This is a genomic window from Natronosalvus vescus (assembly GCF_023973145.1).
Lineage (GTDB): Archaea > Halobacteriota > Halobacteria > Halobacteriales > Natrialbaceae > Natronosalvus > Natronosalvus vescus.
In genome coordinates this window covers 1,183,720-1,201,282 of the sequence record NZ_CP099546.1, presented here as the reverse complement: position 1 = coordinate 1,201,282, position 17,563 = coordinate 1,183,720, and the positions used below count along the sequence as shown (strand labels likewise).

General features: G+C 63.9%; 12 protein-coding genes. 3 read left to right on the top strand and 9 right to left on the bottom strand.

What is annotated here, in order from left to right; translation table 11 throughout:
* Nucleotides 1-37: 37 nt before the first annotated feature.
* Nucleotides 38-2,695, bottom strand: a complete 2,658-nt coding sequence (locus NGM68_RS05740; RefSeq protein ID WP_252700686.1) for a heavy metal translocating P-type ATPase — start codon at nucleotides 2,693-2,695, stop codon at nucleotides 38-40.
* Nucleotides 2,696-2,778: 83 nt separating this feature from the next.
* Nucleotides 2,779-3,531: a helix-turn-helix domain-containing protein gene (locus NGM68_RS05735; RefSeq protein WP_252700685.1), complete on the bottom strand. Its 753-nt coding sequence runs from the start codon at nucleotides 3,529-3,531 to the stop codon at nucleotides 2,779-2,781.
* A 255-nt stretch (nucleotides 3,532-3,786) separates the two neighbouring features.
* Between NGM68_RS05735 and NGM68_RS05730 the strand changes: the two genes are divergently transcribed.
* Nucleotides 3,787-4,230, top strand: a complete 444-nt coding sequence (locus tag NGM68_RS05730; protein ID WP_252700684.1) for a hypothetical protein — start codon at nucleotides 3,787-3,789, stop codon at nucleotides 4,228-4,230.
* A 327-nt stretch (nucleotides 4,231-4,557) separates the two neighbouring features.
* On the opposite strand, the gene NGM68_RS05725 is transcribed toward NGM68_RS05730, so the two are convergent.
* Nucleotides 4,558-5,709, bottom strand: coding sequence for an acyl-CoA dehydrogenase family protein (locus tag NGM68_RS05725; protein WP_252700683.1), 1,152 nt, complete (start codon nucleotides 5,707-5,709; stop codon nucleotides 4,558-4,560).
* A gap of 115 nt (nucleotides 5,710-5,824) precedes the next feature.
* Between NGM68_RS05725 and NGM68_RS05720 the strand changes: the two genes are divergently transcribed.
* A complete protein-coding gene (locus tag NGM68_RS05720; protein WP_252700682.1) occupies nucleotides 5,825-7,798 on the top strand; it encodes a 3-hydroxyacyl-CoA dehydrogenase/enoyl-CoA hydratase family protein in 1,974 nt (657 codons plus the stop codon).
* Nucleotides 7,799-8,017: 219 nt separating this feature from the next.
* On the top strand, nucleotides 8,018-9,151 hold the full coding sequence (locus NGM68_RS05715) for a hypothetical protein (RefSeq protein WP_252700681.1): 1,134 nt from the start codon (nucleotides 8,018-8,020) through the stop codon (nucleotides 9,149-9,151).
* A 106-nt stretch (nucleotides 9,152-9,257) separates the two neighbouring features.
* On the opposite strand, the gene NGM68_RS05710 is transcribed toward NGM68_RS05715, so the two are convergent.
* From NGM68_RS05710 to nuoL, 6 genes are all read right to left on the bottom strand, one after another.
* Nucleotides 9,258-9,713 carry an NUDIX domain-containing protein gene (locus NGM68_RS05710; protein WP_252700680.1) on the bottom strand — a complete coding sequence of 152 codons (456 nt, stop codon included), beginning with the start codon at nucleotides 9,711-9,713 and terminating at the stop codon, nucleotides 9,258-9,260.
* A gap of 92 nt (nucleotides 9,714-9,805) precedes the next feature.
* Nucleotides 9,806-10,600, bottom strand: a complete 795-nt coding sequence (locus NGM68_RS05705) for a CBS domain-containing protein (RefSeq protein ID WP_252700679.1) — start codon at nucleotides 10,598-10,600, stop codon at nucleotides 9,806-9,808.
* Between the two features lie 79 nt (nucleotides 10,601-10,679).
* On the bottom strand, nucleotides 10,680-12,239 hold the full coding sequence (locus NGM68_RS05700; RefSeq protein ID WP_252700678.1) for a DHH family phosphoesterase: 1,560 nt from the start codon (nucleotides 12,237-12,239) through the stop codon (nucleotides 10,680-10,682).
* A gap of 175 nt (nucleotides 12,240-12,414) precedes the next feature.
* Entirely contained in the window at nucleotides 12,415-14,001 is a 1,587-nt protein-coding gene (locus tag NGM68_RS05695) for an NADH-quinone oxidoreductase subunit N (protein WP_252700677.1), read from the bottom strand.
* Complete coding sequence (locus NGM68_RS05690; protein WP_252700676.1) at nucleotides 14,001-15,527, bottom strand: complex I subunit 4 family protein; 1,527 nt, start codon at nucleotides 15,525-15,527, stop codon at nucleotides 14,001-14,003. Before NGM68_RS05690 ends, NGM68_RS05695 begins: the two co-directional genes overlap by 1 nt.
* A complete protein-coding gene (gene nuoL, locus NGM68_RS05685) occupies nucleotides 15,524-17,563 on the bottom strand; it encodes an NADH-quinone oxidoreductase subunit L (protein ID WP_252700675.1) in 2,040 nt (679 codons plus the stop codon). Before nuoL ends, NGM68_RS05690 begins: the two co-directional genes overlap by 4 nt.

The following is a 17,563-nucleotide window of genomic DNA, read 5'->3' as shown; positions in this document are numbered from 1 at the left end:
TGCCTCTTGCTACTCGAATAAATTAGCCGTCGGTAACTCACTCCTCCCCCTCGAGCGCCGGCGACTCCGGCTCGACCCCGGACAGCCGCATGGCGTTGCCCGTCACGGCGAGACTCATCCCCATGTCGCCGATGACGACGGCGTGGATCACCGTCACGAGCCCGAATGGAGCCCCCGCGGCGAGCACGGCCTTCACGGCGAGGCTCGAGCCGATGTTCTGACGGATCACCCCGTTCGCCGACAGCGACAGCCGGTAGAGGTATGGGAGGCGGGTCAGATCGTCGCCCATGAGGGCCACGTCGGCGGTCTCGAGTGCCGTGTCCGTCCCTGCGGCACCCATCGCGATGCCAACGGAGGCCGTCGCGAGCGCGGGCGCGTCGTTGATGCCGTCGCCGAGCATGGCGACTGGTGTTTTCGTCTTGTCAGTTTCGCCCTCGTCTTCGGCTTCAGCCTCCCCCTTGGCTTCGAATTCGTCCTCGTCGTCCCCATCAGCATCCCTAATCACATCCTCACCCGCCGACCGCCCCTCGAGTTCGCGAATCGCCTCGAGTTTCTCCTCGGGCAGGAGTTCGGCGCGGAACTCCTCGATCCCGACCTGCTCGGCGATGGCCCGGGCGGTGCCCTCGTTGTCGCCGGTGAGCATTACGACGCGAACGCCCTGCTCCTGAAGCTGTGAGACCGCCCACTCCGCTTCCGGTCGTACCCCGTCGGCGACGGCGATCAACCCGAGCAACTGCTCGTCGGTACTGACGAGTACAACCGTCTTCCCCTCGCGCTCGAGGCGGGGAACGACTTCCTGGAGGAGGTCGAGGCAGTTCGTCCGGTCACAACCTGGCTTCGACACGTTCCCCACGACGCTCCCGCCGTCGGGCCGTGCGTGGGCGTGCTCGAGGTCGAATCCGAGCCCCTCGAGTAAATCCGGTTTCCCGACGTAGTGAGGCCGTCCGTCGATCTCACCGCGGACGCCGCGGCCGGTGAGCGCCTCGAAGTTCGTTATGTTCGAGTTGTCGACGTCATCGATCCCTCGTTCGGCGGCGTGATCGACGATAGCCGCCCCGATCGGGTGCTCGCTCCTGCGCTCGAGTGCGCTCGCCCGGGCCAGCACCTCGTCCTCGTCGGCGTCCTCGAACGCGACCACGTCGGTCACCGACAGGTCACCAGTCGTCAGGGTGCCGGTCTTGTCGACGGCGAGAATCGAACTCTCGCCGACTGCCTCGAGGTGACGACCGCCCTTGATCAACACGCCGTTACGCGCGGCGCTGGTGATCCCCGAGACGACGCTCACGGGCGTCGAGATGACGAACGCGCAGGGGCAGGCGATCACCAGCAGCGTCAGTCCGCGGAGGAACCAGGTGTCCCAAGCGCCGCCGAGGAGCAGCGGCGGCCCCGCGGCGAGCGCGACGGCCGCGACGACGACGGCCGGGGTGTAGACGGCGGCGAACCGGTCGACGAACTGCTCGCGTTTCGTGCGCTCGCGCTCGGCGTCGGCAACGAGGTCGACGATCCGTGCGAGCGTCGACTCGCCCGCTGCACTCATCACTTCGACCTCGAGATACCCTGACTCGGCGATCGTTCCCGCGTAGACCTCGTCGCCGCTCGAGCGATCGATCGGGACACTTTCGCCGGTGATCGGCGACTGATCGACGGCGCTGGTGCCTGCGGTGACGACGCCGTCGGCGGGGAGTTTCTCGCCCGGTCGAACGACGACGGTGTCACCCGGCTCGAGCGCCTCGGCCGGAACCACCTCCTCGCTGCCGTCGGCTCGCTTGCGCGTGGCCGTCTCGGGGGAGAGTTCCATCAGTTCCCGGAGCGAGTGGCGCGCCCGATCCATCGAATAGCGTTCGAGTAGTTCCGCGATGCTGAACAGCACGGCGAGCATCGCCCCCTCGAACGGGTGGTGGGTGGCGACGCTCGCGACGATCCCGACGCTCATCAGGAAGTCGATGTCGAGGCTACGCGTACGGACGGAGTAGTAGCCGTTTCGGAGGATCGGTACGCCAGCGACGGCTGCGCTGGCGATGAACAGCAGGTGTGAAATGGCGAACTCCCGACCGGCGACCTCGGCGACGGTGGCGTTCGATCCCGTGACCACGAACGCGAGCACCATCCCGATCACGACGCCGACTGCGCCGATCATCGTCGAGATGGCACGCGGCGTCCGCCAGACCGGCGTCGGCTCCTCGAGTGGGCTGTTTCCGTCTTCGGTGACCAACCGGGCTTCGTACCCTGCCCCCTCGATAGCGGTGACGACGGTCGCGTCCAGGGCCTCGAGGTCGCTGCTGACGTCCACTTCGTCGCCCCCGACCGAGACGGTTACCCGACCGGTCGCCGGCATCGTCTCGACGCCGTCGATCGCCGACCCCTCGAGATCCTCGAGTGCCCGCTCGACCTTGCTCGCACAGGAGGCACAGTCCATCGCCGGGACGGCGTACGTTCGGTTTCCTCGGTCGCCGCCGATGCCAGCGACCGCATACCCGGCGGCCTCGATCTGTCGTTCGATCGCCCGTTCGTCCGTTCGCTCGGGATCGTACTCGACGATGACGCGGCCGGTTCCGACCGCCGGATCGATCGTCGTCACTCCCTCGAGTCGCTCGAGGCTGCGTTCGATCTTCGTGGCACACGACGCACAGTCCATCTCCGGCACCCGACACTCGAGGCGTCGGTGCCGGTGCTCGTCGCCAGCGGACTCACTCATCAGGTGTTGATAATCGGTCGATCGATATACGGCTTATTTGGCGTGCGCCAACTTTTCGGGCCTTTGTATCAATAGCTAAACTATTACTGCACTGGCGAGGGTTCGAGCGGCGAGACGTCGGCGATTCGGTCGGTCGCGAGCGCGGCTTCAGCGCGTCGGAGCCGGTAAGAGAGCGTCGATCGCGGTATCTCGAGGCGCTCGGCCAACTCCGAGAGTTCGATGTCCCGGGGCGTCTCGTAGTAGCCGTACTCGACGGCGGCCCGAAGCGCCTCGAGTTGTTCCGGCGGGAGGTCGTTGTCGACGGGTCGGTCGGCGTCGAACGAGCCGTCGGGGTCGACGTCGGTGAGTCGCAGCATCTCGATGCCGGTGCACTCGCCCACTTCGGCACCCATCGCGTTGAAGAAGTCGTGGATCGGTGCCGTGTCGTCGAGGACGATCCGCCAGCGGTGACGGCGTCCCTCGCGGTAGGTTTCGAACAGTAGTCCCCTCCCGAGTTGTTCGAGCGCAAGGTGTGGCACCGAGGTACACGACTCGGTTCGATCCCAGTACGTGTAGACGACGAGCGTGTCACTCGAGCGATCGAGTACCTGGGTTTCACAGGTTGCACCGCAGTCGTCGCGGACGAGGCAGTCCGCGAAGTAGTCCGCGTCGGCGTAGGCTCCCTCGAGCGCCTCGAGCGCCTCTGCGGTTCCGCTGGCGTGGTCGACCCGCCAGAGGCTCTCGGGCGTCACGTGGTAGGAGAGCGAACGGACGGTCGTGTCCGGGTAGGCCTCGAGGACGTCTGCGACGGGGTTCGTGCCGGGGTCGTACTCGAGGGCGAAGACGAACTCTCGCATTATCGGATGTAGGGGCCGGTGCTCAAAAAGGGTTCCTGCGGGACGAATGAATCACGGTTTCCGTCCGCTCGTGGCGTCCGGGTTCGAATCACCACTCGAGGAACCGACCGAGAGACCGGCAGCCGAGGAACCCGAGGGAAGAGAGACAGTTGGGCACTGATTTCTACCTGTTAGGTTGGGCTTGACCGAGATTGGGATGGATTGGGTGGGGTACCTACAATAGGGAAGTTCCCGTTGGGTTGCACAGGATACCAAATGCGCCCCGGCGAGTGGCTCCGTGGACTGTGGCGGTTTTACCTCGAGTACACTGAGACGAAGATCCATGCAGCGACCCTCGCGGCGTTTGCCATGTTTGCTCTCCTCGTGTTCGTCGATTCGTTCTTCGCCGTCCTCGCGATCGGCGTGTACGTCGTGCCACCCGTGGTGTTCTACGTGCTCGATAGAGACCCCGCTCTGGACGACAAAGACCCGTCCCTCGATGGGCGTGACGAATCGACTGGTGGCATCCGGAGTACGGGGAGAGCTGGTTCACGTGGCTCACGTGTGAGAGAGGCACCTGTCGATGGTGATGCTAACGGGGATACGGATTCAGATTCGGATTCGGATAGTGACGACGGCGATACTGACACGGACACGGATTCAGACGACGGTGATACGGATTCGGACAGTGATGATGGCGATACCGATCGCACACAGTGAGTGTTCGTTCGCCTCGAGGAACACCACATCAACGAACGTGCTCGAGTCACTAAATCCAACGAGACACCACGAGACCCCACGAGACCCGAAAACCAAACATATGGCCGAGCGCGCGTCTCAAGCGACAGCGAGAGGCGCACGCTCCCGGGGGAAGGCAGGCTGCCGACCAGTCACTCACCGCGAGCTAAGCTCACGGGCCGACGACCAACGTGGAGGACGCAGCGCGTCCGGAACGGAGGGAGGAGTGCTTTTGGCCCAGCTTTTATCGAAGGACGCTCCGCTGTGTGGCGGAGCCGTCAGCGGAGCAGACTGCAGAATAAAAGGTGGTTAGAAACCCTTCCCGAGCATCTCCCGAGCAATGATGTTCTTCTGGATCTCCGTCGTGCCCTCGTAGATCTGGGTGATCTTGGCGTCGCGGTAGAGGCGTTCGACCGGGAAGTCGTTCACGTAGCCGGCGCCGCCGTGGATCTGGACGGCCTCGTCGGCGACGTCGACGGCGATCCGGGAGGCGTACTCCTTGGCCATCGAGGCCAGCTGGGTGACGTCCTCGCCCTGATCGACCTTCCAGGCCGCCTTGTAGGTGAGGTTGCGGGCGGCCTCGGTCTTGGTCGCCATGTCGGCGAGTTTGTGCTGGATGGCCTGGAACTCCGAAATCGAGCGGCCGAACTGCTCGCGATCCTGGGCGTACTCGAGTGCGGCCTCGGTCGCTCCCTTCGCGATACCGACGCCCTGGGCGGCGACGGCCGTCCGGGTCTCGTCGAAGAACTGCATCTGCTGGAGGAAGGCGGCGTCTTTGGTGCCGACGAGGTTTTCCTCGGGGACGTGCACGTCGTCGAGGATGACTTCGGCGGTGTCCGAGGCGCGGATCCCGAGCTTGCCGGTGATCTTCTCGGTCGAGACGCCGTCGCGATCGGTCTCGACGATGAACTGGCTGAAGCCGTTGTAACGACCCTCGGCGTCAGGGTCGGTCTTCGTGAGGACGACGAGGAAGTCCGCGACGGTGCCGTTAGTGATCCACATTTTGGTGCCGTTGAGCACCCACTCGTCGCCATCTTTCTCGGCGCGCGTGGAGACGGAAGAGACGTCCGAACCGGTGTCGGGTTCAGAAATCGCGGCCCCAGAGATGGCTTCGCCCATCGCCACGGGCTCGAGGAACTCCTCTTTCTGTTCCTCGGTTCCGAAGTTCATGATCGCCTCACAGCCGAAGGAGGTGGCGACGATCGAGAGCGCGATGCCGGGATCGTAGGCGAACAGCTCCTCGGTGATGATGGCCGTGTCGAGAATCGAGTAGCCCGCGCCGCCGTACTCCATCGGGATGTAGGCGCCGGTTAGCCCCATCTCTGCGGCCTTTTCGACGACCTCGTGGGGATACTTTTCCTCGACGTCGTACTCGGTAGCAACGGGTTCGATCTCGTTTTCGGCGAAGCGTTTCACTTCCTCGCGGATCTGTTGTTGTTCGTCGGAGAGTCCAAAGTCCATAGCCATTGATTCTGTCCTGAACGATAAAGAACTTTGTAACCGGTAGTAAACTCGAGAACAGTTGTCACCTGTCGAGAGGGAAACGTTGAAACCGGTTGCAAACGCATACGTTCCCATGGAACTGGAGGATATCAACACCATCGCAGTTCTCGGAGCGGGGAACATGGGCCACGGTATCGCGGAAGTGGCCGCACTCGCGGGCTACGACGTGACCCTGCGGGACATCAACGAGGAGTTCGTCCGGAACGGCTACGAGCAGATCGAGTGGTCGGTCGGCAAACTCGCCGAAAAAGATCAGATTAGCGACGATCTCGCGGACGCGACGCTCGAGCGCATCACGCCGCTGGTCGACGTCGAGGAGGCAGTCGCCGACGTCGACGTCGTCATCGAGGCCGTTCCCGAGAAGATGGACATCAAAAAGGAGGTCTACGGTGAGGTGGAGCAGTACGCCCCCGACCACGCCATCTTCGCGACGAACACCTCGAGTCTCTCGATCACCGAACTCTCGGAGGTTACCGACCGCCCCGAGCGCTTTTGCGGAATGCACTTCTTCAATCCGCCGATTCGGATGCCGCTGGTCGAGGTTATTTCGGGGGCACACACCGACGAGGAGACCCTCGACGTGATCGAGGCCCTCGCCGAAGACGTCGACAAATCGCCCGTCCGCGTCCACAAGGACAGTCCGGGGTTCATCGTGAACCGCGTCCTCGTCCCGCTGATGAACGAAGCGGCGTGGATGGTCTACGAGGACGAGGCCACCGTCGCGGAAATCGACTCGACGGCGAAGTTCGATATGGGACTCCCGATGGGGCTGTTCGAACTCACCGACCAGGTCGGCCTCGACGTGGGCCTGCACGTCCAGGAGTACATGCACGAGACTCTCGGCGACGCGTACGCCCCATGTCCGATGACCGAGGAGAAAGTCGAGGCGGAGGAACTCGGGAAGAAGACCGGCAAGGGCGTCTACGACTACGAGGACGGTGACGGCGTCCAGATCCCGACCGACGAAGGGAAAGAGTGGATCGCCGACCGCTTGCTCGCCGTGATGGCCGACGAGGTCGCCCAGCTGATCGACGACGACGTCGCCGGCCCCGACGCCATCGACGAGGCGATGAAACTCGGCGCGGGCTTCCCGGACGGCCCCGCGAAGATGGCCGACGGTCGCGGCCTCTCGGAGCTGCTCGAGGCGCTCGAGGACGCCTACGAGAAAACGGATGCGGCGCGACACGAGCCATCCGAGGCGCTCCGAACCTTCGCCGACGAGGGGAACTTTTACGGCGACGATGACGACGAAGAGACCGACGGCTACGACTACGAGGATATCGCGGTCGAGATCGACGGACGCGTGGCCAATCTCGTCATCGATCGGCCACACCGCATGAACACGATCACGACCGATATGATCAACGAGATCGACGACGCGCTCGACTCGCTCGTCGACGACGAGGACGTTCGCGCGATCTTGCTCACTGGTGCCGAAGACCGCGCGTTCTCGGCCGGTTTCGACGCCTCCACGGCCGCGGCAGGGAGCGGTATCGAAGCCGCGGATCTCTCCCGGCTCGGCCAGCGCGTGTTCGGTCGCCTCGAGGAGATCCCGATGCCCGTCCTCGCCGCGATCGACGGCTACTGCCTCGGCGGCGGGATGGAACTGGCCACCTGCGCCGACATGCGAATCGCCAGCGAGCGCTCGCAGTTCGGCCAGCCCGAACACAACCTCGGGCTCATCCCCGGCTGGGGCGGCACCCAGCGCCTGAAACACGTCGTCGGCGAGGGGCGAGCCAAGGAGATCATCTTCACCGCGAGAAACGACTACGAGCCGGAGACGATGTACGACTACGGCTTCGTGAACGAGGTCGTGTCCACCGAGGAGTTCGAGGATCGGGCGTGGGAATTCGCCCGTGACCTCGCCGCCGGCCCACCGATCGCGATGGAGTTCTCCAAGCGCGCCATGCTGGCCGGCCGCGACGACACAGACGCCGGGCTGGCACTCGAGGCGAGTTCGTTCGGCCACCTGTTCACGACGGACGACCTCTGGGAGGGGCTGTCGGCCTTCCAGTCCGACCGCGACCCCGAATTCGAAGGGAAGTAACCGGAACGCACAGGCCGTATTCGACCGTCTGTTGTTCTCGTTTTCGACCGACTGTTGCGCTCTCGTTTTCGACGTACTGGATCTCGAGCTGATAGGTGGGTAACTGCGATCGGGGTACGGCAGCCACTGCCCGAGGGATGCGAGCAATCCTATCTTGTGACACGTTTGGTTCGGATCTCATCAATTAACCCTTTTAGCGACATCAGTGTCTGGTGGGCTGTGACGCTCGAGGAAGCCGATACCGACGGTCGAGCGAGCGACGACGGGATCGAAAATCAACACGCCAGCGCGTGCCAGACGCGTCGGGGGCTTCTCGCTGGAATCGGCGGCGCGGGGACTGTGGGCGGTCTCATGCTGGTTGCCGGCTGTCTCGACGCGGACGCTGAGCAGGGTGGCGACGACGAGTTCGAACTCGAGGACGAGGACGTGGGCGACGACACTGAGTCGGTGGACGACGGTTCGAGCGAGGACTCGAAGGGGGACGACCAGTCGGCTGAAGACGGCGAGCGTGACGACCGCGAGGCCGATGGGAGCGACGAGCGTGACGACCGCGAGGATGGCGACGACGATGAGGAGTCTGCAGAAGGTGACGTCGATGGAGCGGACGATGATGAAGATGAAGCGGACGGTGACGGCGAAGAGAGCGACGACGAAAACGGCTCTGCCCACGACGGCGACCCGACCGTTCAGTTCGACGGGTGTGCTCGAGCGGAGGTTACCGGGTCGTTCAACGACGACGACGTGGTGTATGCGAGTACCGGCTTCTACGACGACGGCCTCTACGGGAACACGCACCTCGAGGACGGCGTTACCTTCGGTCGGGACGTCGAGGCACCGTTTTCGGGCACGGTCGTGCTGGAACTCGGCGATAGTCGAGACGTCGCGGTCGGGAGCGACGACATCGTCGTCACGATCCCGGAGTACGGCTCGGACGGCACCGTCATCACGGGCGTGACGACCGACCCTGACGACGCGGCAGTCGCGGGGATTACTCACGAGAATCCAGACGCGAGCACCTGCCTCGAGGAGATCGAGGTCGAAAACGTCGACGCACGGGTCGTGATCGAGATCCTCGACACCACCGCACCCGTCGACACCGGAGAGTACCTCGAGGTGACGGCCGAGATTCGAAACGTGAGTGACGTCGACGGCAGTCAGGAGATTCGCTTGCTCGTGGGCCACGACCCGGAGGTCGTCGACCGAACGACGGTCGACCTGGATGGAGGCGTAGCTGACAACGTTCGGCTGGGGTACGAAACCGCCTCGATCGAGCGCAATCAGGAGTTTCCGGTGATAATCGAGTCGGCAGATGATAGCGACACCGAGACGGTGCTCGTGTACGGATCAGGGTAGCCAGCCGCTGGGTGCCGTGTCCGTCGAAACAGAGCCGGCCTCGCGGTAGTTCTTGCCAGTGGTCGGCCACGACCCTCTTTCGTGATGGGGTCTGTTTTCCAATCGACTACCGATTCCGGATCAACCGACGAAGCGCCCCTTCCATCGGCACGTCATCGACGGCGTCGGGCTCGAGCCACCGAGCAGCGGTAATCGGTTCGCTGGAATCGGTGTTCGCCTCGATGTCGAGGTCGCCGCCAACGCAGGTGCACTCGAAGATCACCGAGACGACGCCCTTCTCACCCCCAGCCCAGGTGTACGAAAACGCCTCGAGCGGATCACCGACGTCGACCTCGAGACGTGTCTCCTCGAACACTTCTCGGGCGACGGCCGCTCGGGGGTTCTCCCCGACGGTCGCCCGACCGCCGGGAACGCCCCAGATCGGCCCAGAAGGCATGTCGTGTTTCAACACGAGATAGCGCCCGTCGTCCTCGATCAAGCCGCGAACGGACGCCTGTGCGTGCGCGTTCGCGCGTGACGCTGTGTCGGAACTACCGATGTCGTCGACGCTCTGGTCGGCCATACGCGATGACGTGGACGGAGTCGACATAGACGTAGGGGGTTTCGTCTCGGACATTCGTCCCCCGAGGAACCTCCAGTCCGAGTCCCCGCCGATCACTGAAACCGCTTCGTCGTCTCCACCAGCGGATGTTTCGCGTAATCGACCACCTCGATGTCGGTAATCCGCTCGAGTCCCTCCTTTGCTGCGGTTTTGGCCATGCCTAGATCGAGTTCGTGATCGATCACGATAACGTAGGCGTCCATCTCTTCGATGTCGAGTTGGTTCGCCGCCAGCACCCGGTGGTGGCCGTCGGCTAAGAGCAAGGTGCCAGCGTTATCGATGATTACGAGCGGTTCGGCCAGTCCTCGTTCGAGTTCGTACTTCCGCCCCTCGAGTTCGTCCGCGTACACTCGCCCCTGAGTCGGCGTCAACTCGAGCAACGAGATCATCCGTCGATCCTGCCGCAAGGAGACGTCGTGAATGTTCTCGAGCGTTCGCATCAGTTTCCCCACTTTCTCCGGGGTCGCCCGTTCGATCTGGCTGCGGATCACGTCCGCATTGGAGATGATTCCGACGAGGTTGCCGGCATCGTCGACGACGGGCAGTTTCTGAATCCCCGATCGGAGGATGACGCGGGCGGCATCGGTTACCTTCATATCCGGGTGAGAAACTATCAACTCCTGTGACATAACCCGAAAGATCGGATCGTCGTCATCGGCCAGAAGCAGGTCGCGAGCGCTTACGAACCCCTCGACTCGACGGCGATCACAGACGGGAAAACCGCTATGTTCGTCGCTCTCGGCGATCCGCGTTGCCACTGACTCGACGGTTGCATCGGGTGACACCGTTACCACGTCGCGTGTCATGTAGTCTTTGACCCGAGGTTTTCCGTCGGCGGGAATCGGCATACCAGTACGCTCGGGAGCGGTCGGCAAAAACGCTGCCCTCTCTGTATCACAGCGACCGACCTGTCCGCTCCTTCGCAGGTTACTCGAGCGTGTCCTCATCCGACTCACCAGCAGGGGTCGAGCCAAACAACATGGCGCTGGTCTGGCTGTACACGCCGACCGGCGTCCCCGGACGGGTGCCGATTGCCTCGAAAAAGCGATCGGTGATCACCTCCTCGACGACGCTCAGAATCGACTCGCGCTCCTCGGCGTCGTCCGTCTCGGCCAGGATCCCCATCTCGAGTTGGGCACCCGCCATGTCGGCATGACCGCCCGCGCTCCCGATCTGGTCGAATGCATCCCGAAGCGTCTCGCCGACGTCGATATCGCTGGCACGGGCTCGCGCGGAGACGTACACCATCTCCTCGCGGAACCCGAACACCAGCGTCGTATCGACGCCCTCCATCGAGAGCAGTTTCTCGGCCGCCTGGGGAAGTGCGTCTCGATCGGTGATCTCGCCTGCGCTCGAGGCGACGACCGATCCACGCTGCGTGCGATTCTTGATCGCCCGCGCAACGGTCTCGAGCGTATCACCTTCGATCGTCGGTTGTTCGATTCGGGAGAGCGTCGTGAAATCGACCCGGGGCCAGAGCAGTGCTGCGGCCTCGAAATCCGCCTGTGACAGTTCGCGGCGAAAATCGTTGGTATCGACACGGATGCCGTACAGTAATGCGGTTGCGATCTGGGAATCGATCTCGAGGCCGAAGCGGTCGAGGTGGCCGGCCATGATCGTACTCGTCGCGCCGACGCCCTCCCGAAGGTCGTAGAACTCCCCCGGAACCGGCCCGCGTGGCGGGTGATGGTCGATGACAATGTCGATCGCCAGATCCGCCGGCAACTGATCGTTCACGCCGGGGCGAGAGTGGTCGACCAGTGCAAACGCATCGAACTCACCCAGGGGCTCGTCGGGATCGAGCGTCCGCAACTCGAGATCGAGGAGGTTGATCATCGCTCGATTCTCCTGGTGGGAAATCTCGCCGTAGTAGCAGGCAACGGCATCGACGCCCATCGACTCTGCAAGTGTCCGTAACGCGACCGCGCTCGCGATCGCGTCCGGATCCGGGTTGTCATGAGCGACGACGGCAAGCGTCCCGTCGATACGCGCCAGTCGGGTTCGGAGATCGATTGCCTTCTGTGCCACTGGATGGGTCGTCCGCTCGAGAAGCCAGGTCGTGAGCGCCCGCCGGGAATCGACGACCGTCGTCGCGAGGTCGTGTATGGCCCGTCGATCGTCCGACTGTTCAGCTGTCGCCCCGTCGGAGACAGATTCGGCGTCAACCGGCAGATACGCGACGGTGATCGCGTCCGGAAACGCGTCCCGGGCAGCCTCGAGGATCTGTCGGTTCTCCCAGACCGAGTCGCTGGCGACGAACACGACGTCCGGCACCTCGAGGGACGCGAGCACTTCGGGATCGGCCGGGTCAGCACACCGGGCGCGGACGTTCTCTTCGCGAAGCGTCTCGACGACGCCGTTTTCTCGTGTGACCACCACGACCGAGGGAGAGACGCCACTCGAGCCCGCGGTGATGGTACGTCCTCGCAGTCGCTCGACGACACGTTGTCCGACGCTCCCGCACCCGAGGACGAGCCGGGACACCATACCGCGATTTTCCGCCCTAACGGGTAAAAACTACCGGGTCGGTTCGCACATCCGAGAAGCCTGCCGTGAGGACAAGGCTCGAGTCCAGAGTGCCGATCCCGAAGGTGAGGAACAGGCGAGAAGCGCAGGAAAAGCACACGAGCGATACGCGAAAAAAGCCGATAGTCGAGGACGCTCAGGAGACGATAACCGCACTCGCCGCATCGATCGCCAGATCGGCGACCGGGCCGAACCCGGGCAACAGGACGACGGTCATCACGGCAGCGAAGACGATCGCCGCGTACAGCCCCGTCGGCGACCCGGCGAGTTCGCGCTCGAAGTCCGCAACTGGGTCGTTGATCCAGACCGCCTTTACCAGCCGCGAGTAGTAATACAGCGACAGTGCGCTGTTAATCACCAGCGCCGCCGCGACTGCGAGCATCGCACTGTTGACGGCGGCGGCCTCGAGCGCCCCCGTGAACAGGAAGTACTTGCTCCAGAAGCCACCGAACGGCGGGATGCCGGCGAGGCTGAACATGAAGATCGCCAGCGCGGTACAGGCGATCGGTGCCCGTGTCGCCAGGCCGTTGTAGTCCTCGAAGGTGCGTCCGACACCCCAGTACTCCGCCAGGGCGACGAACAGGAACGCACCGGTGTTCATGAAGCCGTAGACCAGCAGGTGCATCATCGCGGCACCGAGGACGAGTTCACCGCCGTCGACGGTGAGCCCGGCCAGGCCAATCAACGCGTAGCCAGCGTGCCCGACCGAGGAGTACGCGAGCATCCGCTTGACGTTCTGCTGGGTCGCCGCGGCGAAGTTCCCGACCGTCATCGTGACGATAGCCAGGATGATGAACGCGTGCGTCCACTCGAGACCGATGACGTCGGTCGTGACCTCGAGCGGGAACGCCGTCGTGAAAACCCGGAAGAGGATCACGAAGCCGGCCGCCTTCGAGGCCGAGGAGAGGAACGCCGAGATCGGTGCCGGCGCGCCCTCGTAGGCCTCTGGTGCCCAGAAGTGGAACGGCACGCTCGCGGTCTTGAACGCGAAGCCACCGATGAGCATCAGGATGCCCAGGCCGAGGATGCCACCGTAGGCATCGGCCTCGCCGGCGGCGAGGGTCTCGGCGATGGCCTCGAGTTGCAGGTGCCCAGTGGCACCGTAGACGAGGCTGATCCCGTAGACGAAGATTGCCGAGGAGAGCGCACCGATCAGGAAGTACTTCAGCCCGGCTTCGACGCTTCCGCGGTTGTCCTTGAGGATCGCCACCAGCGCGTACGACGGCAGGCTGGCGAGCTCGAGCGCGATGAAGATGGTGACGAGGCTGTTGGCCGCCGCCATCGTCGACATCCCGGTCGCCGCGAGCAAGAGCAGCGAGTAGTACTCGGCCTGGTAGGTGTGTCCGGCCATGTAGTCGTAGCTCGCGATCGCCACCAGCGCGGTGACGACGGCGACGACGACCATGAAGAACAGCGCCATCTGATCGACGATCAGCTGGCCGCCGAAGAGGTCGATCGCGCCGGTGCCGGCCTGGGCCTCGCCGACGACGAACCACAGGTCGTAGCCAGCGTCGGCGTTTTCGGCACCCGTGCCGGCCAGGATGAACCAGACCGCGGCGGCGAGCGACACTAGAGCCCCGACAGCCGCGATGCCCGCGAGGACGGGGCGATTCGTCGACTTCGGATTGATGCTGTCGTAGCCGAACAACACCAGTGCCGTCAGCGCGAGCGTGAGCGGTGGCGCGAGCGCCATCCACTCTGGGAGCGCGAACGGGTCAGCCATCAGGCACCACCTCCAGTCGCGAGGATCGGATCAACTGCATCAAGGATCATTTCGAAGATCAACTCCGGTGCGACGCCGAGGGCGATGATCAGTCCGAGGAGGACGAACATCGGCGCGACGTCGTGCAGCGGCGCTCGAGTGACCTCGTAGTCGGTCTCGAGCCGGTACGGGCCAAACAGCGTCCGCTGCATCGCGAACAGCAGGTAGCCCGCGACGATCACGATGCCGAACATCGCGAGCGCGGTAAACAGCGGTGCGTACGCCAGCACCTCGGAGCCGAAAGCCCCGAAGAAGATGAAGTACTCCGCGGCGAACCCGCTCATCAGCGGCAGCCCCATGTAGCCGAACGCACCGGCGATGAGGATGCCGACGGCGATGGGCATCTTATCGGCCATCCCGGACATGTCGGTGACCATCCGGGTGTGTGTGGCGTTGTAGATGACGCCGACGGCCATGAACATCAGCCCCGAAATGAGGCCGTGGGAAACCATCTGGAACGTCGCCCCACCGACGCCGAAGTGAGTGAACGCGATCAATCCGAGGATCACGTACCCCATCGACGACACCGACGAGTAGGCGACGATCCGCTTGAGGTCGGTCTGCGCCAGCGCCAACATCGCTCCGTAGATGACGCTGATGACGGCGATGGCTGCGATCGGTATCGCGTAGGCTGCGACCTGATCCGGGAACATCGTGAAGTTGAACCGGAGCAGGGCGTAGGTACCCATCTTCAGCAGGACGCCTGCCAGCAGCACCGACGCGGGCGTCGGGGCCTCGACGTGGGCGTCCGGCAGCCAGGTGTGGAACGGCACCACGGGAACCTTGACAGCAAAGCCGATGAACATCGCGATGAACACCAGCGAGGCGATCGTGGATCCGGCGATGCCGGCGAAGCTCTCTGGGCCGCCGTCGAGCATCGCCTGGGTGATCTCGGGTAGCGCGAACGAGGTCACGTCGAGGCTGAAGACCAGCGTGATGAACGCACCGAACATCAGCAGCGACGCGACGTTCGTGTAGATGAAGAACTTGATCGCGGCGTACTTCCGTCGCGGGCCGCCCCAGACCCCGATCAACAGATACATCGGGATGAGGACGGCCTCCCAGAAGATGAACCAGACGAAGAAGTCCAGTGCCGCGAACACGCCGATCAGGTTCGCCTCGATGAACAGGATCAGCCCGTAGAACTGCGACTGGCGCATGTCGATCGGGGTCCACGAACTCATGATCGCGAGCGTCGTGAGCACCGTCGTCAGCACGACCAGCGGCAGGCTGATGCCGTCGAGACCGACGTACCACGAAATCTCGTAGGCGCCGAGTTGGATCCACGTCGTCTGGGATTCGAAGGCGAGTTCGCCGCCATCGACGAGTGCGTTGCCGCTGCCGTCGAACGCCGTGTACAGCCACAGCGAGAGCCCAGCCGGGATCAGACTGATGGCGAAGGCTAGTTTGCCGGCGATACGGTTGGGCGCGAGGAACGTCACCAGCGCGCCCGCGAACGTGACTGCAAGGAGCGTCTCGATCATCATACGAACCACCCTCCGAGGACGCCGAGCACGACAAGCAAGGCGATGAACCCGGCGATAATGAGTGCCGCGTAGTTCGTCACGACACCCGACTGCAACCGCGTCATCCGGCCGCTACCGAAGAGGCTCACGCTCGAGACGCCGTTGACGACGCCGTCGATAACCGTCTGGTCGAACCGGTCGGCGGCTCGAGCCAGCGGGAGCGTCAGGTGCGTGGCGATCCAGACCTGATACTCGTCCTGGTAGTAGTTGCTGCGCAGGACGGTACGAGCGCTGCCCAGGTTCTCGGTGTGGGCAACGGGCTCTGGCACGTTGTAGAGCACCATCGCGAAGACGGCACCGGCGACGGCCAATCCGAGCCCGAGCCCGGCAGCGACCAGTAGCGTCACCGTCTCGGAGCCAGCGATGTACGCCGCCTCGTAGTGCGTCGTGTCGCTGTACTCGCTGTAGGTCAGGTCGGCGAACCCGCCGTACTGCCCGTCGAGCCAAAACTCGAGGTAGGTGAGTTCGATCCCGGTTAACTTGTACACCGGCGCGAGGTTGGCGATACCGGCGACGAGTGCGAGCACACCCAGCGTGAGCAGCGGGAACTTGATGTTCCAGCCGACGGGGTGTGGATCGCGCGCGGCGTCGGTTCGTGGCTCACCGTGGAAGGTCAGGAAGACCATCCGGAAGGTGTAGAAGCCGGTGAAGAAGACGGCGAGCAGCCCCATCGCGTACGCGGCGAGGATGATCGGCTCGTTCAGGCCGACGATAATCGCGTCGAACAGGATCTCGTCTTTCGACCAGAAGCCCGAGAACGGAACGATGCCGGCGAGCGCGAGCGCACCGGCGAGGAACGTGTAGTAGACGACGGGTGCTTTGTCCTTGAGCCCGCCCATCTTCCACATGTCCTGTTCGTGGTGCATGAGCACGATGACGGCACCCGCCCCGAGGAACAACAGCGCCTTGAAGAAGGCGTGGTTCATCAGGTGGAAGACCCCGGCGACGTAACCGCCGACGCCCAGGCCGAGCATCATGTAGCCGTACTGGCTGATCGTCGAGTACGCGAGCACCTGTTTGATGTCGTCTTTGACGACGCCCATCGTTGCGGCGAACAGCGCGGTGAACCCGCCGACGAACGCGATGATCGCGAGCGCCGTCGGGCTGAGCGCGTAGTAGCCGAACATCCGGGCGACGAGGTAGACACCGGCGGCGACCATCGTCGCGGCGTGGATCAGCGCCGACACCGTGGTCGGGCCTTCCATCGCGTCCGGCAGCCAGGTGTGAAGCGGGAACTGAGCGGATTTGCCAATCACACCGCCCAGCACCAGCAAGCCGGTGATGGTGACCCAGGTTTCGGCACCGAAGCCGAACAGGGTCTCACCGTTGTCGATTGCCTCGCCGGCAGCGGCGACGAACGAGCCGTCGCCCTGGAAGGCGAGCGTGCCGAAGGTCGCGCCGATGGCGACGACCCCGAGCAGGAAGAAGTAGTCACCGAAGCGGGTGACCAGGAACGCCTTCTTCGCGGCCGATGGCGCGGATTCGGTGCGGAACCAGAACCCGATGAGCAAGTACGAACAGAGCCCGACCAGCTCGAAGAACATAAACGCCATCAGCAGGTTGTCGGCGACGACAAACGCGAGCATGCTGAACGTAAACAGGCCGAGTTCGGCGTAGTACCGCCGCAGCCCGGTTTCGCCTTCGTCGTTCATGTAGCCGAGACTGAACACGTGCACGAGGAACGCGATCAGCGACACGATAACGAGCATCAGCGCCGAGAGCGGATCGAGCAAGATACCGAAGGTGAACTCGATCATGCTCTCGCCGGTTTCACTTACCGCGTCACCGACCGCCCACGTGAAGTACGTCTCCTGAAACTCCCCGCCGGCCGCGACCGCCGCGAGCACGAATAACGACAGTGCGAGCGACCCCGCGGTCGCAATGATCCCGGCGAACGCGCCTTTCTTCGGCATGTAGTCGCCAAAGAGCAGGGCGACGACGAACGCCGCGAGCGGCAGGAGAACGATCGCCGGTGCCAACTCAAATGCAGTTTCCAT